The organism is Bacillus sp. FSL M8-0166 (genome assembly GCF_038008825.1).
Classification (GTDB): domain Bacteria; phylum Bacillota; class Bacilli; order Bacillales; family Bacillaceae; genus Bacillus; species Bacillus safensis.
Genome location: NZ_JBBOZZ010000001.1, coordinates 2,062,711 through 2,079,662, shown reverse-complemented (window position 1 = coordinate 2,079,662; position 16,952 = coordinate 2,062,711). Strand labels below are relative to the sequence as shown.

Annotated in this window: 18 protein-coding genes; 10 read left to right on the top strand and 8 right to left on the bottom strand. The window is 41.5% G+C overall.

Annotation, left to right across the window (positions count from 1 at the left end; all coding sequences use genetic code 11):
* Positions 1-56 precede the first annotated feature (56 nt).
* Positions 57-821, bottom strand: coding sequence for a MurR/RpiR family transcriptional regulator (locus NSS92_RS10950; protein WP_340867896.1), 765 nt, complete (start codon positions 819-821; stop codon positions 57-59).
* 148 nt (positions 822-969) lie between these two features.
* Between NSS92_RS10950 and NSS92_RS10945 the strand changes: the two genes are divergently transcribed.
* Both NSS92_RS10945 and NSS92_RS10940 read left to right on the top strand, forming a co-directional pair.
* Entirely contained in the window at positions 970-2,559 is a 1,590-nt protein-coding gene (locus NSS92_RS10945; protein WP_340867894.1) for an alpha-glucoside-specific PTS transporter subunit IIBC, read from the top strand.
* 17 nt (positions 2,560-2,576) lie between these two features.
* Positions 2,577-3,902 carry a 6-phospho-alpha-glucosidase gene (locus tag NSS92_RS10940; protein ID WP_324290934.1) on the top strand — a complete coding sequence of 442 codons (1,326 nt, stop codon included), beginning with the start codon at positions 2,577-2,579 and terminating at the stop codon, positions 3,900-3,902.
* 116 nt (positions 3,903-4,018) lie between these two features.
* Here the strand turns inward: NSS92_RS10940 and NSS92_RS10935 are convergent, their stop codons facing one another.
* On the bottom strand, positions 4,019-4,390 hold the full coding sequence (locus NSS92_RS10935) for a hypothetical protein (RefSeq protein ID WP_046314086.1): 372 nt from the start codon (positions 4,388-4,390) through the stop codon (positions 4,019-4,021).
* Positions 4,391-4,580: 190 nt separating this feature from the next.
* Here NSS92_RS10935 and NSS92_RS10930 point away from each other — a divergent pair, with 190 nt between their 5' ends.
* Together NSS92_RS10930 and NSS92_RS10925 are read left to right on the top strand one after the other, a co-directional pair.
* Positions 4,581-5,018 carry an Rrf2 family transcriptional regulator gene (locus NSS92_RS10930; protein ID WP_034623077.1) on the top strand — a complete coding sequence of 146 codons (438 nt, stop codon included), beginning with the start codon at positions 4,581-4,583 and terminating at the stop codon, positions 5,016-5,018.
* A 64-nt stretch (positions 5,019-5,082) separates the two neighbouring features.
* A complete protein-coding gene (locus NSS92_RS10925) occupies positions 5,083-5,994 on the top strand; it encodes an NAD(P)/FAD-dependent oxidoreductase (protein WP_340867885.1) in 912 nt (303 codons plus the stop codon).
* A gap of 10 nt (positions 5,995-6,004) precedes the next feature.
* Here NSS92_RS10925 and NSS92_RS10920 read toward each other — a convergent pair whose 3' ends face one another.
* Entirely contained in the window at positions 6,005-6,211 is a 207-nt protein-coding gene (locus tag NSS92_RS10920) for a hypothetical protein (RefSeq protein WP_340867883.1), read from the bottom strand.
* Positions 6,212-6,324: 113 nt separating this feature from the next.
* Here NSS92_RS10920 and NSS92_RS10915 point away from each other — a divergent pair, with 113 nt between their 5' ends.
* Complete coding sequence (locus NSS92_RS10915) at positions 6,325-6,972, top strand: DUF3885 domain-containing protein (RefSeq protein ID WP_340867881.1); 648 nt, start codon at positions 6,325-6,327, stop codon at positions 6,970-6,972.
* Between the two features lie 32 nt (positions 6,973-7,004).
* On the opposite strand, the gene NSS92_RS10910 is transcribed toward NSS92_RS10915, so the two are convergent.
* Positions 7,005-8,333 (bottom strand): 6-phospho-beta-glucosidase, encoded by a 1,329-nt coding sequence (locus NSS92_RS10910; protein WP_041116119.1) that lies wholly within the window; start codon positions 8,331-8,333, stop codon positions 7,005-7,007.
* A gap of 197 nt (positions 8,334-8,530) precedes the next feature.
* Here NSS92_RS10910 and NSS92_RS10905 point away from each other — a divergent pair, with 197 nt between their 5' ends.
* Complete coding sequence (locus NSS92_RS10905; RefSeq protein WP_039177027.1) at positions 8,531-9,262, top strand: MurR/RpiR family transcriptional regulator; 732 nt, start codon at positions 8,531-8,533, stop codon at positions 9,260-9,262.
* A 17-nt stretch (positions 9,263-9,279) separates the two neighbouring features.
* Here the strand turns inward: NSS92_RS10905 and NSS92_RS10900 are convergent, their stop codons facing one another.
* Positions 9,280-10,479, bottom strand: a complete 1,200-nt coding sequence (locus tag NSS92_RS10900) for an MFS transporter (RefSeq protein WP_340867876.1) — start codon at positions 10,477-10,479, stop codon at positions 9,280-9,282.
* Positions 10,480-10,624: 145 nt separating this feature from the next.
* Here NSS92_RS10900 and NSS92_RS10895 point away from each other — a divergent pair, with 145 nt between their 5' ends.
* Positions 10,625-11,104, top strand: coding sequence for an aminoacyl-tRNA deacylase (locus NSS92_RS10895; protein WP_024424568.1), 480 nt, complete (start codon positions 10,625-10,627; stop codon positions 11,102-11,104).
* Positions 11,105-11,138: 34 nt separating this feature from the next.
* Here NSS92_RS10895 and NSS92_RS10890 read toward each other — a convergent pair whose 3' ends face one another.
* Positions 11,139-12,047, bottom strand: coding sequence for a LysR family transcriptional regulator (locus NSS92_RS10890; RefSeq protein WP_340867872.1), 909 nt, complete (start codon positions 12,045-12,047; stop codon positions 11,139-11,141).
* A gap of 103 nt (positions 12,048-12,150) precedes the next feature.
* Here NSS92_RS10890 and NSS92_RS10885 point away from each other — a divergent pair, with 103 nt between their 5' ends.
* Positions 12,151-13,353, top strand: coding sequence for an MFS transporter (locus NSS92_RS10885; RefSeq protein ID WP_340867870.1), 1,203 nt, complete (start codon positions 12,151-12,153; stop codon positions 13,351-13,353).
* A 63-nt stretch (positions 13,354-13,416) separates the two neighbouring features.
* On the opposite strand, the gene NSS92_RS10880 is transcribed toward NSS92_RS10885, so the two are convergent.
* Both NSS92_RS10880 and NSS92_RS10875 read right to left on the bottom strand, forming a co-directional pair.
* The gene (locus NSS92_RS10880) at positions 13,417-14,496 is read right to left on the bottom strand and encodes a DUF3900 domain-containing protein (RefSeq protein WP_142946400.1); all 1,080 of its coding nucleotides are present in this window, start codon (positions 14,494-14,496) and stop codon (positions 13,417-13,419) included.
* A gap of 200 nt (positions 14,497-14,696) precedes the next feature.
* Complete coding sequence (locus tag NSS92_RS10875; protein WP_072367870.1) at positions 14,697-14,846, bottom strand: DUF1540 domain-containing protein; 150 nt, start codon at positions 14,844-14,846, stop codon at positions 14,697-14,699.
* Positions 14,847-15,200: 354 nt separating this feature from the next.
* Between NSS92_RS10875 and rfbF the strand changes: the two genes are divergently transcribed.
* Positions 15,201-15,965: a glucose-1-phosphate cytidylyltransferase gene (gene rfbF, locus NSS92_RS10870; RefSeq protein ID WP_267587947.1), complete on the top strand. Its 765-nt coding sequence runs from the start codon at positions 15,201-15,203 to the stop codon at positions 15,963-15,965.
* 4 nt (positions 15,966-15,969) lie between these two features.
* Positions 15,970-16,941, top strand: coding sequence for a GDP-mannose 4,6-dehydratase (locus NSS92_RS10865; protein ID WP_025092661.1), 972 nt, complete (start codon positions 15,970-15,972; stop codon positions 16,939-16,941).
* Positions 16,942-16,952: the final 11 nt, after the last annotated feature.

The following is a 16,952-nucleotide window of genomic DNA, read 5'->3' as shown; positions in this document are numbered from 1 at the left end:
CTCTCTTTTTTTGCGAAGCAACATTGAATCTCTCTCTAAAACTGTATCTGTTATGTTTAAGTCTTATTATTCAATTGGTTCACTTTCCACTCACTAAATTTTCTGACGATAATATCTGCCACAATGTAAAATGGCAGAAAGCTGGAGTTGTCCACTTTGTTATATAAGTGAAACGGGGTGCTGCTTACATAGATGTTAAACATGGCATTTTGTGCAAGAAGGTTATTTCTTAATGTGGTCATGCTGATAAATTTGATATGTCTCGTTTTCACCAATTGAATGATTTCATCTAAATTCTTCGATTCACCCGATAAAGAAATGATAAATAAAAGGTCATCCTCACCAAATTCAATGATTCCATCTGTTAAGTCTCGCTTGCTTCGTAATACTTGAGATTTCTTATGCAGTGACCATAGCTGCCGTTGTACATCATTGGCCAAATCGAGCTGTGCAGTTCCTGTACCATAAATATAAATATACGGTGCGCGATCAATCAGTTGATTTAATTGATGAAAGTCAAGCTGCTCCATATATTTTCTTGTCTGCTGGATATCTTGATCGAGCAGCTTCATTAAATCCTGTGTTGTCTCTTCAGTGAAAGCATTTAATTTCACATAAGACTTTAAGTCACTGTAGCCGTCGAACCCTATTTTCTTGGCAAGCCGATGAATGGATGAGATGGAAGTATGAGCATAACGAGCAAGGTCCTGAATTTTCATTGTCTTCATTTCTTCAAGATGATCATGGATCGTTTTAATAATGTGCAGGTCATTCTTATTTAAATCTTCGAAGTATTCATTTACCAGCTTGTCCAGTATCATGCGATGTGCCCTCCAACATGAAAATATTTTCTTCCTGTGAAAATATAATCTAATGTTACAACTTGATTTCTAAATACGTCAAACCTATTGGTTTTTGTAAGCGCTCCCTTTACAGTGATGTTATGGATCAAGCAAAGGGGTTATGCTTATGAATGCAATCAAGCGGTTTGGCAGTGCGATGGTAGTTCCTGTACTTTTATTCGCGTTTTTTGGTATTGTTGTCGGCCTCGCGACTTTATGTAAGAATCCAGCGATTATGGGGGAAATGGCTGCAGAAGGTACGATGTGGTACAAGGTTTGGTCACTGATTGAAAGCGGGGGATGGACGATTTTCAATCATATGGAACTAGCCTTTGTGATTGGATTGCCCATCTCACTTGCAAAAAAAGCGCAAGCACGTGCGACGCTCGCAGCTTTGATGATTTATCTCGTATTTAACAATTATATACATGCTATTTTGACACTTTGGCCGTCTACTTTTGGTGTTGATTTATCGCAAGGTGTCGAGAACGTAGCGGGTGTAAAAGAAATTGCGGGAATACCTACACTGGATACAAGTATCATTGGTGCGGTGATGATATCTGGAATCGTCATTTGGATCCATAATCGTTTTTATGATCAAAAGTTGCCTGAGATGCTCGGGATTTTTCAGGGGCTTGTATTTGTTGTCATCATCGGATTCTTTGTGATGATTCCTATTGCTTTTATCGTTGCTTTTGTATGGCCCTATGTTCAGCAGGGGATTCAATCTCTCCAAGGGTTCATGGCACAGTCTGGTTATATTGGTGTCTGGCTGTTTCATTTCTTGGAAAGGGTGTTAATTCCAACAGGACTTCACCATTTTATTTATACACCTTTTGAGTTTGGTCCAGCGGCTGTAAATGGGGGGTTAAAACCATATTGGATTGCTCACTTAAATGAATTTGCGTCCTCCACTTCCGATTTGAAGGATCTTTATCCATACGGATTTTTATTGCATGGGAATATTAAGATGTTCGGCTGTTTAGGGATAGCTTTAGCCATGTATTTTTCTACACCGAAAGAAAACAGAAAAAAGGTTTTGGCATTGGTATTACCCGCCACATTAACAGCCATATTTGCCGGAATTACAGAACCGCTTGAATTTACATTTCTATTTCTCGCGCCTTATTTATTTGTGATACATGCACTTTTTGGAGCGACCATGGTGACAATCATGAATATGTTTGGTGTTGTGGGCATGATGGGTTCCGGGCTTATTGAGATAGCTGCATTGAACTGGATTCCGCTCTCTTCAAATCATGGAGGGGTTTATCTGATCCAAGCAATGATTGGACTTCTCTTTACAGCATTGTATTTTGTCATATTTAGATGGATGATTGTGAAATTTGATATTCCATTACCGGGACGAAAACATGAGGAGGAGACGAGGCTATATACAAAACAAGATTATGAGAATGCTCATAAAAAAGCTCATGACAAAAAGGAAGCGCCCGTTTATGCGTCTGAGTATGAAGAGAAAGCCGTTTATTTCTTAGAAGGCCTTGGCGGTAAAGAAAACATTAAAGATGTGACAAACTGTGCCACACGTCTGCGTATTACAGTGATTGACCCCGGCTTGGTGAAAGATAGGGAATACTTTACAAAAAATAAACTCGCACACGGCATGGCGAAGAGTGGTCAAAGCATTCAAATCATTGTTGGCTTAAGTGTACCGCAAGTAAGAGAGTCCTTTGAGACAAAACTTTCATTAGATTGAAAAAGGAGCTGGATATGATGAAAAAATTTAATATTACCATCGCTGGAGGCGGAAGTACATTTACACCAGGGATCATTTTGATGCTGTTAGACTATTTAGATGAGTTCCCAATTCATACAATTAAACTCTATGATAATGATGAAACTAGACAAAAGACGATCGCAGATGCATGTGAGATTATGTTAAAAGAACGAGCACCAGAAGTACGATTACTGGCAAGCACGGACCCAGAAGAAGCCTTTACTCAAGTCGATTTTGTGATGGCACATATTCGTGTCGGCAAATATGCAATGCGAGAATTAGATGAGAAAATTCCATTGAAGCATGGAGTCGTCGGACAGGAAACATGCGGCCCAGGCGGGATAGCTTACGGAATGCGGTCCATTCCAGGTGTATTAGAACTTGTCGATTATATGGAAAAATACTCACCTGAAGCTTGGATGTTAAACTATTCGAACCCTGCAGCGATAGTAGCAGAGGCAACACGTAAGCTAAGACCTAATTCCAAGATTTTAAACATATGTGATATGCCAATTGGCATCGAAGAATTAATTGCAAAAAATTTAGGCTTATCTTCGCGGAAAGAACTAGAAGTCGATTACTATGGTTTGAATCATTTTGGCTGGTGGACAGATATTCGAGATAAATCAGGAAATAGCTTAATGCCTGAGGTAATTAAGCATGTAAGCCAGCATGGTTATGCAACAGATGGAACATCTGAATTAGAACAGCAGAAGAGCTGGAACAGCACATTAAAAAAGGCCAAAGATATTCAAGCACTTGATCCAAAAACGGTACCGAATACGTATTTAAAATACTATCTATTTCCAGATGAAGAAGTGGCACATTCAAATATCGAGTTCACACGTGCCAATGAAGTGATGGCGGGGCGGGAAGCTTTTGTTTTTAGTGAATGTCAGGCCATCATTGATAAAGGAACTGCAAAGGAAACAAAGCTGACCATTGATGAGCACGCTTCCTATATCGTTGATTTGGCACGAGCCATTGCTTTTAATAAAAAGGAACGGATGCTGATGATCGTAGAGAACAATGGCGCCATTAGGAACTTTGATCCAACAGCCATGGTCGAAATTCCTTGTATTGTTGGCAGCAATGGTCCAGAAAAATTAGTAGTTGGAGAGATTCCAAGATTTCAAAAAAGTCTCATGGAGCAGCAAGTTGGCGTAGAAAAATTAGTAGTAGAAGCATTTGAAGAAGGGTCCTATCAAAAACTATGGCAGGCCATCACATTATCGAAAACGGTGCCGAGTGCTAAAGTAGCAAAAGATATTTTAGACGACTTAATTGTGGCAAATCAAGCATTTTGGCCAGAGTTAACATAACAAAAGAATAAGCAATATGGGCGTCACAGCGCTCATATTGCTTATTTGTTTTTTTCAAACGATGTATTGTAATGGAGACGAAAAGCCCCCCTTACCAAAAGGGGGCCGCCATTTCCTTACTCTGCACTCTCCTCAACCTCACGGCTATCCTCTGTTTCACCAATATAAATAGGGCCGTTTGCGTGGTCGATTCGGATTGGCCATTCGTATGGGATTTGAAGTCGTCTAGCAATGGCTCTCCAGAATTTTGTGGAATCCAATTCGAATTCTTGGAAGTCTTTTAATAAGTCTTTGTAAGACGAGCCATCAAATTGAATGAACATATCTTGAAGGCGCATGAACGCGACATGTCTCACTTCTAGTGCTGCCGCGGCTTCCATTTCTTCTTCTGTTGCTTCTCCGATGATTGTACCTGCGGGCGGAAGCATGTCGTATACGTTAAATTCCTCTTCTTCTTCGTGTGCTGCATTGTGCTGTTGATCTGACATTGTTCTTCACTCCTTCTCGTTCTCAATCAAAACTTTATTCCGTGCTTACTTCTATTATCGGAAGGAAATGTGAAATGTGGAATGAAAAGTGGAGCAGATCCACAACATTTGCTTTTTTCTCTTGAATCATCTATGATCAATATCGATTACAGATATAAAAGGTCTACAATAGATAGAAAGGAGTTTCCTCATGAAATATTCTAAAGCGACCAACTATGCGCTGCATACGATGGTGTTTTTAACTCTTGCGCCAAAGGGTAAAGCGATTGGCGTTGAGCCTCTTGCTAAGATGCAAGATCTTTCACCAACCTATTTATCCAAAATTTTAACAAAGCTTGTGAAGGCGGGATTGATTGAATCAACACCTGGTGCAAAGGGAGGTTACACCCTTATCAAACGAAAGGAAGACATTTCGTTTTTAGATGTCATTCAGGCTGTAGAAGGACAAACGAATTTATTTCGCTGCTCTTTAGAGCATGACTCCTTCATGCCTCATGATGGCTGTTTGATTGAACAAGTCATGCAGGATGTGGAAACGAAAATGCAGGAGACGTTAAGTCAAAAACGGTTAATTGATATTGCGAACCAAATTGAGCAGACAGAAAAAAATCCATTTTTCAACATGTGATTTTTTTGAATTAATTATAGATATTAAGAGTCTTTAAAGTCTTGAATAAAAAGGAGAGATTGATATGTTATTAGATTGTGCCATTATCGGAGGCGGGCCAGCCGGATTAAGTGCAGCACTTGTTGTAGGAAGAGGCAGAAAGCAGGTCATTGTATTCGATGATGAGCTGCCAAGAAATCGAGTGACGCAGGAATCACATGGATTTATTACAAACGATGGAATGACACCATTTGAGATTAGACAAGCCGGAGAGGCAGATCTTCAAAAATACCCTCATATCCAAATGAAACGAAGTAGAATTGTTGATATACAAAAGAAAGAGGAAAGCTTTACGTTACTGACACACGAGGGGGATACATTCGAAGCGAAAAAAATCATCTTAGCAACTGGACTTCAGGATATACTGCCAGAAATCGAAGGAATTCATGATGTATACGGAAAAACGTTGTTTAGCTGTCCTTTCTGTGATGGATGGGAATTAAAGGACAAAGCACTTGCCCTCATTGCAGAGAATCAGCGAGCCTTGCATATGGCTAAGCTTCTTTCCAATTGGACAAAGGATTTGATCGTGTTTACGAATGGGCACATGTTAGCTGAAGAAGACAAGGCACTTCTGACGGCACATTCTATTCAAGTCATTGATGTGCCAATTGTGTCGATTGATCATGACAATGGCCAGCTGCGCTCTCTACAGCTTGCGAATGGGGAGATAGTGAATAGGAAAGGCGGTTTTGTCGCAAGTGAATTCAAGCAGTCAGCCCCATTTGCGGAAAAGCTTGGCTGTCAAATGACGAAGAATGCGGGTATTGAAACAGATATTCTTGGACGTACAACCGTCAGTGGAGTCTTTGCATGTGGTGATAATTTAGGCGGTCCTGCTCAGTTAGTTCTCGCAGCAGCAGCTGGAAGCCAGGCAGGAATGGGCGTCATTCATGAACTTGTGCAAGAAGAATTTCAAGAAATCACATCTCTATGAAAAGAGATGTTCAGTGGTGAGCGGTTTTCCGTTTTGCTAAGACGTGAGCTGTCCATTCAAAAAGTGAGTAGATAACAAAGAAGATCAGGATCCAGCTGCTGACATCGACCCATACATTGGTGATCTGAATGATGTTCGTTTGATCAAGTCCAGCCTGTATCCACATGGTGATCAGTGCTGTAAGGAACACTTGTAAAAACCATTTTGATGTTTTCAATTGGCCACACCTCCATCTCTTTCTATCATATAAGAAATGACAGTTTATTTCCAATTGTTTTCCTATATGTTTCAACGGTAAAATAAAAAATAAAACGAGTGAAAGGGAAGCAAATGAGCGATCAAACCAATAGATTTTTAAAAAATCATTTTCCTCATCTTATCCTCACGCCGCCGCTTTTTTATGGGTGGCCTATTGGGCTTCGGTTTGAAGTGGCAGATTGGTCATTAGGAAAGGAAACGGTTGTATTAGAAAAAGCGGGGGATCGTGCTTTCGAGATTGTGAAATATGCTTTTGATCCAGAAGACGAGATGCTGCTTGTAACGGATGTGTATACAGAACATGAACATGAATTAACGAAGCGTAAGCTCTTGGTTTATCAAAAATATGTCAATCGGAAAATGCGTTACCGATTGCGTCACGAGCTTTTGACCTATGTACACCCAGAAATTGAAGAGAGCATGAAGTTAGAGCGGTTTACAATCAACTGCTGTCTGCGAGATATTCGGTTGCGCCCTTTGCTTCATGCGATGTGCCAAGAAGATTTTTTTACGCCAAATCAGATTTTGAAGGGAAAACTGGGGTATGAAATCTATCTTATCAATCTCTCAAAACAGATGATTTTTCACTTATATGATGATCGAGGCTGTGATCTCATTGCAGCAGAGCCAGAGTGTTTAAGACCAGTCTATGAAGGCTTACAGCACTGGCTATTAGACTATGATCGCCCTAAGATGGACCGCCTGTTTGCAGCCAAATAAAAAACCGCACTTTCGACAAGTGCGGCTTCTTTTTATGCTTCTACTTTATTGAAGAACTGTGGCAAATATTCTTTGTGTGCTTCTAGCATTTCATCTAGGATGCTTTTTGCAATGGCATCTGATGGGACAAGCGGGTTGATGGTCATTGCGACAAGAGCTGTGTTGTAATCGCCTGTCACGGCTGCTTCAGCAGCTACACGTTCAAAGGATTTAATTTGAGAAATGAGTCCTTTGACAGCGACTGGCATTTCACCAACAGCGATTGGTTTAGGACCGTCTTTTGTGATAACGCAGTTGAGTTCAACGGCAGAATCATTTGGAATGTCACTAATTGCCCCATTATTAATGGTGTTTACAGGCTGAATGTCATGCTTGTCGTTATAAATGGATGCAATCAAGTTACAAGCTGCATCACTGTAATAGGCACCGCCTCGTTTTTCAAGCTGTGGCGGCTTGATGTCGAGATCAGGGTCTTTGTAAAGCTCGAAAAGATCATTTTCTAATGCGCGAACGACTTCTGCACGAGTTCCTTCGTTTGCTGCTGCTTTCTTTTCCTCAGCCAGCATATCACTTGTTTTGTAGTAGTAACGGTGATACGGACAAGGAATGACGCCAAGCCCTTTTAAGAAATCAGCATCCCACGGAATCGCTTGAATGTTGTTCATCGACATGCTGGAGTTTGGATCAGCCATGTCTTCGATAACTTGGTCCATGATGCTTTTGCCGTCTAAGAATACATTGAGTCCAAAGACCATATGGTTTAATCCAGCAAAGCTGACTTCGACTCTGCTTGCGTCGACATCAAGTCCTTTGGCGATTCCCATGCGAATGCCGATAGGCACGTTGCATAAACCAACGACTTTGCGATGGTTTGAATAACGAAGAACGGCTTCAGTGACCATACCAGCTGGATTTGTGAAATTCACAAGCCATGCATTCGGGCAAAGCTCTTCAATATCTTTGACAATATCAAGAATGACAGGAATGGTGCGAAGTCCTTTGAATAGACCTCCTGGACCATTTGTTTCTTGACCAATGACATCATATTTTAAAGGAATGCGTTCATCCTTCATACGTGCTTCAAGAAGTCCGACACGGAATTGTGTTGTGACAAAATCAGCATCTACAAGTGCTTTCCTGCGATCTAAAGTTAAATGAACCTCGATCGGAAGACCTGCTTTTTTGACCATGCGTTTTGCAAGATTTCCGACGATTTCAAGCTTTTCTTTTCCCGCTTCAATATCAACGAGCCAAAGCTCGCTAATCGGAAATTCATCGTACCGTTTAATGAATCCTTCTACAAGCTCTGGTGTATAGCTTGATCCTCCGCCAATTGTGACAACCTTTAATCCTTTTGCCATGTTCTGCACCTCCGAATAATGTAACGCGCAATGTTATAATAGAGAAAAGTCTTTTTTATTGTGTACATCTATAGCTTATCGTGAGAGCATCTCGTGCGTAAATGACTTCAGCGTCTTTAGGCAAGGGTGCCCTATTTAGAGATTTGTTACATAAAAGAAACACATTGTGACATGGTGTTGGAGAAAGGGGAAGTCAGATGTTTTCAAGTGAGGTCATTTCCAGCTTTAATGAACTAGAAAGCGCTTTATACCGATATATCATGGAAAACAGTGAAAAGGTCGTGTATATGAGAATTCGAGACCTTGCAGATGCTGCGCATATTTCCACCTCGTCTGTCCTTCGCTTTTGCCGAAAAGTAAATTGTGAAGGCTTTTCAGAGTTTAAAGTGAAGCTTAAAATGTATTTGGAATCAGAGCAGACACCTTCTTTAAAAAGCACACAGCACTTTCTATATGAATTTATTGAACGAACATTGAAGGGGGACTTTGAGGGGAAAATTAAGGAGGCAGCGAAGCTCATTGCTGAGGCAAAAAATGTGCTGTTTATCGGGACTGGCAGTTCTGGCATTTTGGCGCAGTATGGGGCGAGGTACTTTTCAAGTCTTGAGAAATTTTCATTTTACATCAATGATCCGTTTTTCCCGATGAATATGCAGTATTTAGACAATAGTGTCACCATTGTGCTGTCTGTATCAGGAGAGAACAGTATTACGATTGATCATATTTCGAAGTTAAAAAGAGAAGGTAGCACAATCATTAGTATTACGAATAACCAGCACTGCACGATTTCACGCATTTCAGATTTAAATATTGCCTACTACGTCACAGATGAGCGGGTCCACAGAGCCAATATCACCACACAGACGCCAGTTGTGTATATTTTAGAAGCAATGGCCCGTGACATGTTTGCGATGTTAAAAGAAAAGTAAAAGAGCCGCTGCATACATCAGCTGCTCTCTTTTTTCTGCTTCATAAAAGCAAGGATGGCAATGCCGGAACAGACGAGCACAAACAGACCGCCCAGCAAATACACAGACCTCGCCCCGTATGCATCTGCAATCAATCCAACAAAGAAAATAGATAAACCAACAGATACAGAAGAAAGGACATAGTGAGCCGAATACACCTTTGATAAATCACGTACTGGCGTTGCCGTTTGAAGAATGGTTTGCTGCGAAACATCTCGGATTTGGTAGGCAGGCCCCATCAAAATACAAAGCACCAAAGCAAGCCACGGCAGGCTGTTCAGTGAATAGACAATGGTCAGCACTGCATAAATGAATGAACCAGCTGCCATATAGAGGAGAAGCTGTTTTTGAATAAACTGACTCATCCATGCAGCTAAGAGCCCGCCTATGATGGCACCTGTATAATAAGCGGCATTGATAAAACCCCACCATTCCTCACCTTGCTTTAAATCATGTGTGACAAAGGCAAGCGTAATCGCCCCGATCCACACAGCACCCGCAATATTTTCACAAACATCCATAAAGGTCAGGGTGCGCACCGTTTTATTTTTCCAAATGATCGTCCAGCCATCTTTGAAGCTGTTCATCTTATTTGCTTTTCGAACCGTCTCTTCTTGCTTGAGAAGAGGAAAGACAGGGATGAAAAATAGATAAGACAACACAATCATGACACAAGTAATCCACATTAAAGAAAATGGCCCGATCCATAGGACGAGCATTCCAGTGAACGAATAGCCGGCGATTTGAACCATTTGATGAAAAATGGAGGCTGTACTGTTTGCTTTCACAAGCTGATTTGCTGGCACAAGCATCGGCATGATGGCCTGCATTAAAGGACTGATGAACCCGCCTGTGAGGGAAATCAAAATGAGCGCACTAAACAGCCAGACCATATGCTGCTGAAAGAAGTGAAATTGGGCTGTAAACACGATGAGCATCCCAAGACGTAAAAGCGGGACCCATTTCAATAGCCGGCCAGCTTGAAAGTAATCGGTTAAAACAGGAGAGAAGAGCCCAGCCAATAGCTGGCATATTGTTCTGATCAGCGGAAATACAGCCGCATAGGCAACAGATTGTGTATCTTGATAAATGACAAACGTGATCGTCATGACAAATAGAATATCACTCAGCATGAGAAGGCTTTTACTGCTTGTATAACACCAAAACTTGTTTCCCATATCAAACCGGCTCCTTTTCAAAAACAAGTTTAGTATAGCATGGTGATGGTGTGTCCAGAGGCTTTCCATTGAAAAATACATCTTAAGGATGAGAAGATTGTGATAAGCTAAATGAAGGACATTGGAAGGAAAGGGGTTCAATCGATTGAAAAAATTACCGGCACATGACTTTTTGGACAAACACGGCATCCCATATGAGATCAAAACATTTTCTGCCGAAACAGAAAAGGGAGCAGCAAATGTAGCGGCAGCCCTTGGTTTTCGTGAAAGACAAATGATTAAAACATTGATTTTTGAAACAGGAGAAGGGGAGCAGCTGCTTGTGATGGTTGGTGCTGACCAGCATATTAAGTCAGGGAAACTAAAGAAAGCGGCCGGCTCCCGTAATATTAAAATGGCTTCACCGGAGAAGGTTCTTGAAGTGACGGGCTATCGAATTGGTTCGATTCCGCCGTTTTGCTGGCAGCCAGAAGGATTCCGCACCATTATTGAGGCTTCGTTATTAGAAGAGGAGATATTAGGTGTTGGGGCAGGCGAATGGGGAAATGAAATCCTCATCACACCAGAACAATTAGTGAAAGCCTCAAAAGCTGTACCGTTTGACATCGTGCAGCCAGCCGAATAGAAAAAAAGTGCCTGTTTCTGAAGCAGGCACTTTTTTAATTGGCAGCAGGCGTAGTAAATGGACCGATACCTTTCATTTGAAGGAAGGCATCCACGGTTCTATTTTCTTCAAGATCATTCGCCCGTTTGCACACAACAACCGGTCTGACGATCTCAATGCCTTCAATGTACACGCGCCCAATTTCTTGCCGCTTGAGACTGCCTTGAACCGCATCACGGGGAACAAGTGTGATGCCATATCCAGCTTTGATCATTTGAATCGCTTCATGAACACCGCTGAATTGTAAATCAACGGTCGGTTTTTTGATCCCTTTCGATGTAAATAATGAAAAGAGCTTATCTCTTGTGGAACTGCCTTCTTCACGCATCAAAAAAGGCTCCTGGCTCAGGCGCTCTAGCGGGACAGTTTTTCCGTTCAACGGATGGTCTGCCGGCACAATAAAATCATAGCTTAAATTCGTTAAATGAGAGGTGAGAATTTCCTCATGGTGCAGATCCTCGATCACAGCGATGGCCACATCTGATTCATATTGAAGCAGGCTCTCTAAAACTTGAGCGGAGTTTCCGCTTTTTAATTCAATTTCTGTCTGTGGTGAAGATGTTTTAAAAGCAGCAAGCCAATCTGGAAGTAAAAAGTTAAGTGGTACATAGGTAGAAGCGATGCGGAGCCGCCCCTTTTTTCCGTTTTGTAAAAGTGTGATCTGATATTCTACTTCTTTTTCAGCCTCGAACACTTGCCGGGCATAAGGATATAGAATTTTCCCCATTTCCGTAAGTGTAATGCCTCTGCCATTTCGTTTAAAAAGACGGAAACCGATCTCACTTTCAATGCTTCTAAGTTGAGCCGTCACAGCTGGCTGTGTCAAAGATAGCGCGTCTGCTGTTTGTGTAACGCTTTTTGTCTCTGCGACCTTTGCAAAAATCCGAAGGGCATGTAAATTCAATTTTGCACCACCTATCAATTATTTTGATGGTTTAATCAAAAACATTCATTAGATTTATTATAAGGCATCCCTTATCGTAAAGATAGCGAAGGGGGAAGGGAAAATGGATCATCGTCAAAAGCAAGTGGTGTCAATATCGCTTATCACAGCATTTGCACTGATTGGAGATTCAATGCTTTATATTGTTCTTCCGATCTATTGGAAAGAGATTGGTTTATCATCTATTTGGGAGGTCGGGCTGCTGCTGTCCATTAACCGATTCATCCGCATCCCGCTAACGCCTGTCGTTTGGTGGCTTTATCGATTTGTCCCAATGAAGACCGGTGTATTGATCGCTATTTTGATTGCGTCCGTGACCACAGTGCTTTATGGTGTGAGCGGCTTTTGGCTGCTGCTGATCTGCCGCTGCGCTTGGGGGCTGGCATGGACGTTATTGCGTATGAGTGGAATGAGATTACTTGCTGAGATGGAGGAAGGCTCACAAGGGCATTATACGGGTATTTATAATGGGCTTTACCGGCTTGGCAGTTTATTTGGCATGTTATTTGGCGGAATATTCGCCAGCCTGATCGGATTCCAATCCATGACGCTTGTCTTTGGTTTACTCACATTGCTTGGGCTCATCTTTTATGTCTCTTTGGATGAGATTGAAAAGGGCGAAGACGGGCAGGTGTATCAAGTCATCAAACAGAGATGGCTTGCACGAGATGTTGTGAAAGTATTGATGACAGGTATGCTGATTGCGCTTGTGATACAAGGGTTATTCGCATCAACGCTGAGCCATGTCATTGAAGCAAGGATCGGTCATGGTGAATTTGCTCTGTTCGGCTTTGTCATCGGAGCTTCGGCATTAAGTGGAATCATTCAAGCGCTCAGATGGGGATGGGAACCATTTGTAGCACCGAAAACAGGCAGATGGTTTGATCGTCTTGTGATGAAGGAACGAATGCTTTGCTGGATGTTTCTTTCGTTTGGAGGTCTCAGTCTTCTTGCGGTCATGCTGAAGGTAAGCGGCTGGTTTCTTGTGATGCTGCTTTTGATCCAGCTGCTGTCAACGATCTTAACGACATTAACGGATACACTTGCCTTTCAAAAAGCCTCTGCTCAAACAGATAAAAATCGCTTCCTCGCAAGCTATTCCTTTGTTCAAGATATGGGAGCGGCTTTAGGACCCTTGTGCGGGTATACGATGATTCAGTTTTTTGGATCAAGCAGCGTCTTTTGGCTGATGCTCATCATAAGCTTATTGCTTGTCAGCATGTGGGCAAGAGGCAGGGAGCTGCATGTTTCTTCTGATCCAGCGTAAAAAATCAATCATTATACTAAAAAACTGCCTCATGCGCTGAATGCAAGAGGCAGTCATGGTTTCTTATTCTACATCTGAATCATAGGCTTTTTGCGTCAGCTGGCTGACCACCTCTTTTAAACCATTTGGTTTATGAAATTCAACAGGTGTGCTTCCTTTTTCGAAGACGATTTGGTCTGCTTCAACGAGCACGACATATCGATTGTTGACCTTTGCAATATGGATCGAGTGGCCAAAGTCTGCTAGAAGACCTTTGATTTCCGTTTCGCCTAGACGCATTTTCATTGTGATATCAGGGGTTTGTTCAACAATATGGGAGGCCGCTAACGTGACCTGTTCTGTATCGAGTGTTTCTCTAATTTCTCGCTTTTCACTCGCTTCCCATATTTCAAGATCCTCTTCAAACTGCTTTAATTCTTCACTTTCATCCTGTAATGTTTCAAAAACCTGTTCCTGTACCATATTCATAACCTGTGATTTCATAATTTCAGGCATGGATTCACCGTATTCGACGAACTTCAAAAAGTCCTCAAAATAACGAGCGTGTGACGATTGGTGAATTTTCACTTCAGCTTCCTCTGTCATGCCCTCTTCTGGCATGAACGGGTATTGAATCGATTTCATGTTTTTTGTCGTAATGGCCATTTCGACTTTTCTGATCAAAGTAGATGTATCAGCGATGGAAGCCACTTTCTGTTCGAAATCGCATTTCATAATAAAGACAAAGGAATCATCGAAATACTTTTTAGGAACAGCAGAAGCAACTAAAAAAACGCCGCCTCTGACAGCACTTGTATCTAAATATGTGCGAACAAACTGTTCACTGCATTCATTAAACAATTCTTTTGTATCTGCAAATCTCGTTTGATGAAATAGATTGTAGTTTGGATTTGAATCGAGCTCATGACCGGGTTCTACAATAAATCGGCCAATTTTGGTCGGTACTTGTTCAGATTTAGGGTGTCTGTCCACTTTTCGTTTGACGATTTTTTTCAGCTCACCGTCTAAAAAGTCCTTCAGCTCACTTTGTTCAAATTCTTCTTGATCTAGTGTTTGATAATGTTTAAACCGTTTATTTGCTTGTTCATCTTTGCCTTCGATTTCCACGACAAAGAATGATAGAAAACGTATCGTAAAATCCATTGATTGGTCACCACTTTTTCTTCTTCGGATATGTTGAGTATAGAAAAAGGAGTGAAAATCGTCAACGAATGGAGAAATATCGTGTCATTATTTCCCGAGAAATGTTTATTGAAAAACACTTGATAATAATTATCATTCTTGATAGAATGATAAAAGAAAAGAAGGAACCTGCCAGTTCCTTCATCTCAGAGAAAAATAGATTATTTTGTTTCAAATGTTTCGCAATCAGTTTCAGTATTGCGAGTCACTTCAGTCATCGTGTTTTTACCAATTTTAATGGTAGAAGCGGTACAGCTGTTTTCAGCCCAAAAACGGCAAGAGTTCACTTCACAAAGAACGTTTTGTGCCATGGGAATTCACCTCCGTAATTCATATTGAGAATGAAGCAAGCTGCCACTTGAATTCATTCAATCTAGTAGTCTCTTTGTAGAAAGAGGCTGTTTGTGCTGGTTATGCACATGTTTATCATACCATCTACCCTGAAAATATACAATTTAAACTTTGGAAGAGCGAGAATATGAATCTCGCTCTTTTTTTGTTTGTAAAAATAGTTAAATGCTAGGTGGCACACTCTCTCATTTCGACATATGAATAGAGTAGATTCAAAACCTGATGTCGGACAAAGTATGGGGGTACATGTACTGATTTTCCGCATAAAGATAGGGTTTTAATCAAAAATATTCATAGAGAGATGAGGGGAGAAGATGAAAGCAGTCATTCTCTGCGGAGGAAAGGGAACGAGAATGAGTGAGGTCACACAAGCGCTTCCTAAACCACTTGCTATGATCGGAGATCGGCCTATTCTATGGCATATTATGAAAATCTATCAGTATTACGGTGTAGACGAATTTATCCTATTGCTTGGATATAAAGGAGAGAAGATCAAAGAGTATTTTCTGAACTACGACTGGCAGCACCACAGCATGCAGCTCGATATGGCGACAGGAGAAATGAAGCTATTAGGGAAATCGGAGAACTGGAAAATCACCTTTTTAGATACAGGTGAAGATACGATGACAGGCGGACGTTTAAAGCAGGCACAGGATTACATTGGTGATGAGACCTTTATGATGACGTATGGTGATGGACTGGCCAATATCAATATGTTTCATTTGCTTAAACGTCATCAGGATCTTGGAGCAGCTGCGACTGTCACAGGAATTGAAAAGAAGTCCCAGTATGGGACACTGAAGGTGTATAACGGGATGGCACAATCCTTCTCTGAGAAGACAGACAGTATCGGGATGATCAATGGAGGATTTTTTGTGTTGTCGTCAAAGGTATTTGATTATTTGACAGACGATGATCAATGCGTGTTTGAAGCAGAACCCCTTCAAAACCTGGCGAATGATGGAGAGCTTGCCGTTTATGAGCATCACGGATTTTGGACAGCAATTGATACGTATAAAAACCTGAAGGAAATCAATGACATGTGGACAGATGGAAAACAACCATGGAAGGTTTGGTGACAGCATGAGCGGATTTTGGAATGGAAAGAACGTATTTGTAACTGGATGTACAGGGCTGTTAGGGAGCTATCTCGTCAAGGAATTGATTGATCAAGGGGCAAACGTGACTGGACTTGTGCGTGATCAGGTGCCTCGATCGAATTTATATCAAGGCAGTCAATTTGAAAAAATGAATGTGGTGCAAGGCGCATTAGAGGATATGCAGACAATTGAACGTGCGTTAGGAGAATATGAAATTGACACCGTCTTCCATTTGGCTGCCCAAGCCATTGTTGGGGTCGCGAATAGACATCCTGTTTCTACATTTGAAGCGAATATCTTAGGGACATGGAATGTGCTGGAGGCTTGCAGAAGACAGCCGCTCATCAAACGAGTGATCGTGGCATCAAGTGACAAAGCATACGGTGATCAAGAGCAGCTTCCATATGATGAAGACATGCCGTTAAACGGGAAACATCCGTATGATGTCTCGAAGAGCTGTGCAGATCTTATTTCTCATACGTACTACAACACATATGGTCTTCCGGTTTGTATAACACGCTGCGGTAATTTATATGGAGGCGGGGATTTGAATTTCAACAGAATCATTCCGCAAACCATTCAGCTTGTGCTTGAAGGAAAGGCGCCGGAAATTAGAAGTGACGGGACATTTATTCGTGATTACTTCTACATTGAAGATGCAGTGAAGGCTTATTTGCTGCTAGCTGAGAAGATGGAGGAAAAAGGGCTGGCGGGAGAAGCCTTTAACTTTAGTAACGAAATTCAGCTGACAGTGCTTGAGCTTGTGGATAAGATTTTAAAGGCAATGGGAAGTGAGCTGAAGCCTCGTATTTTGAACCAAGGAACACATGAAATTAAGCATCAATATTTGTCGGCAGAGAAAGCGAGAAAGCTGCTTGATTGGAAGCCTGACTACTCCATTGATGAAGGTTTAGAGAAGACGATTGAATGGTACCGCGAATTTTTTCAAAAATAGAGGTGTAAAAA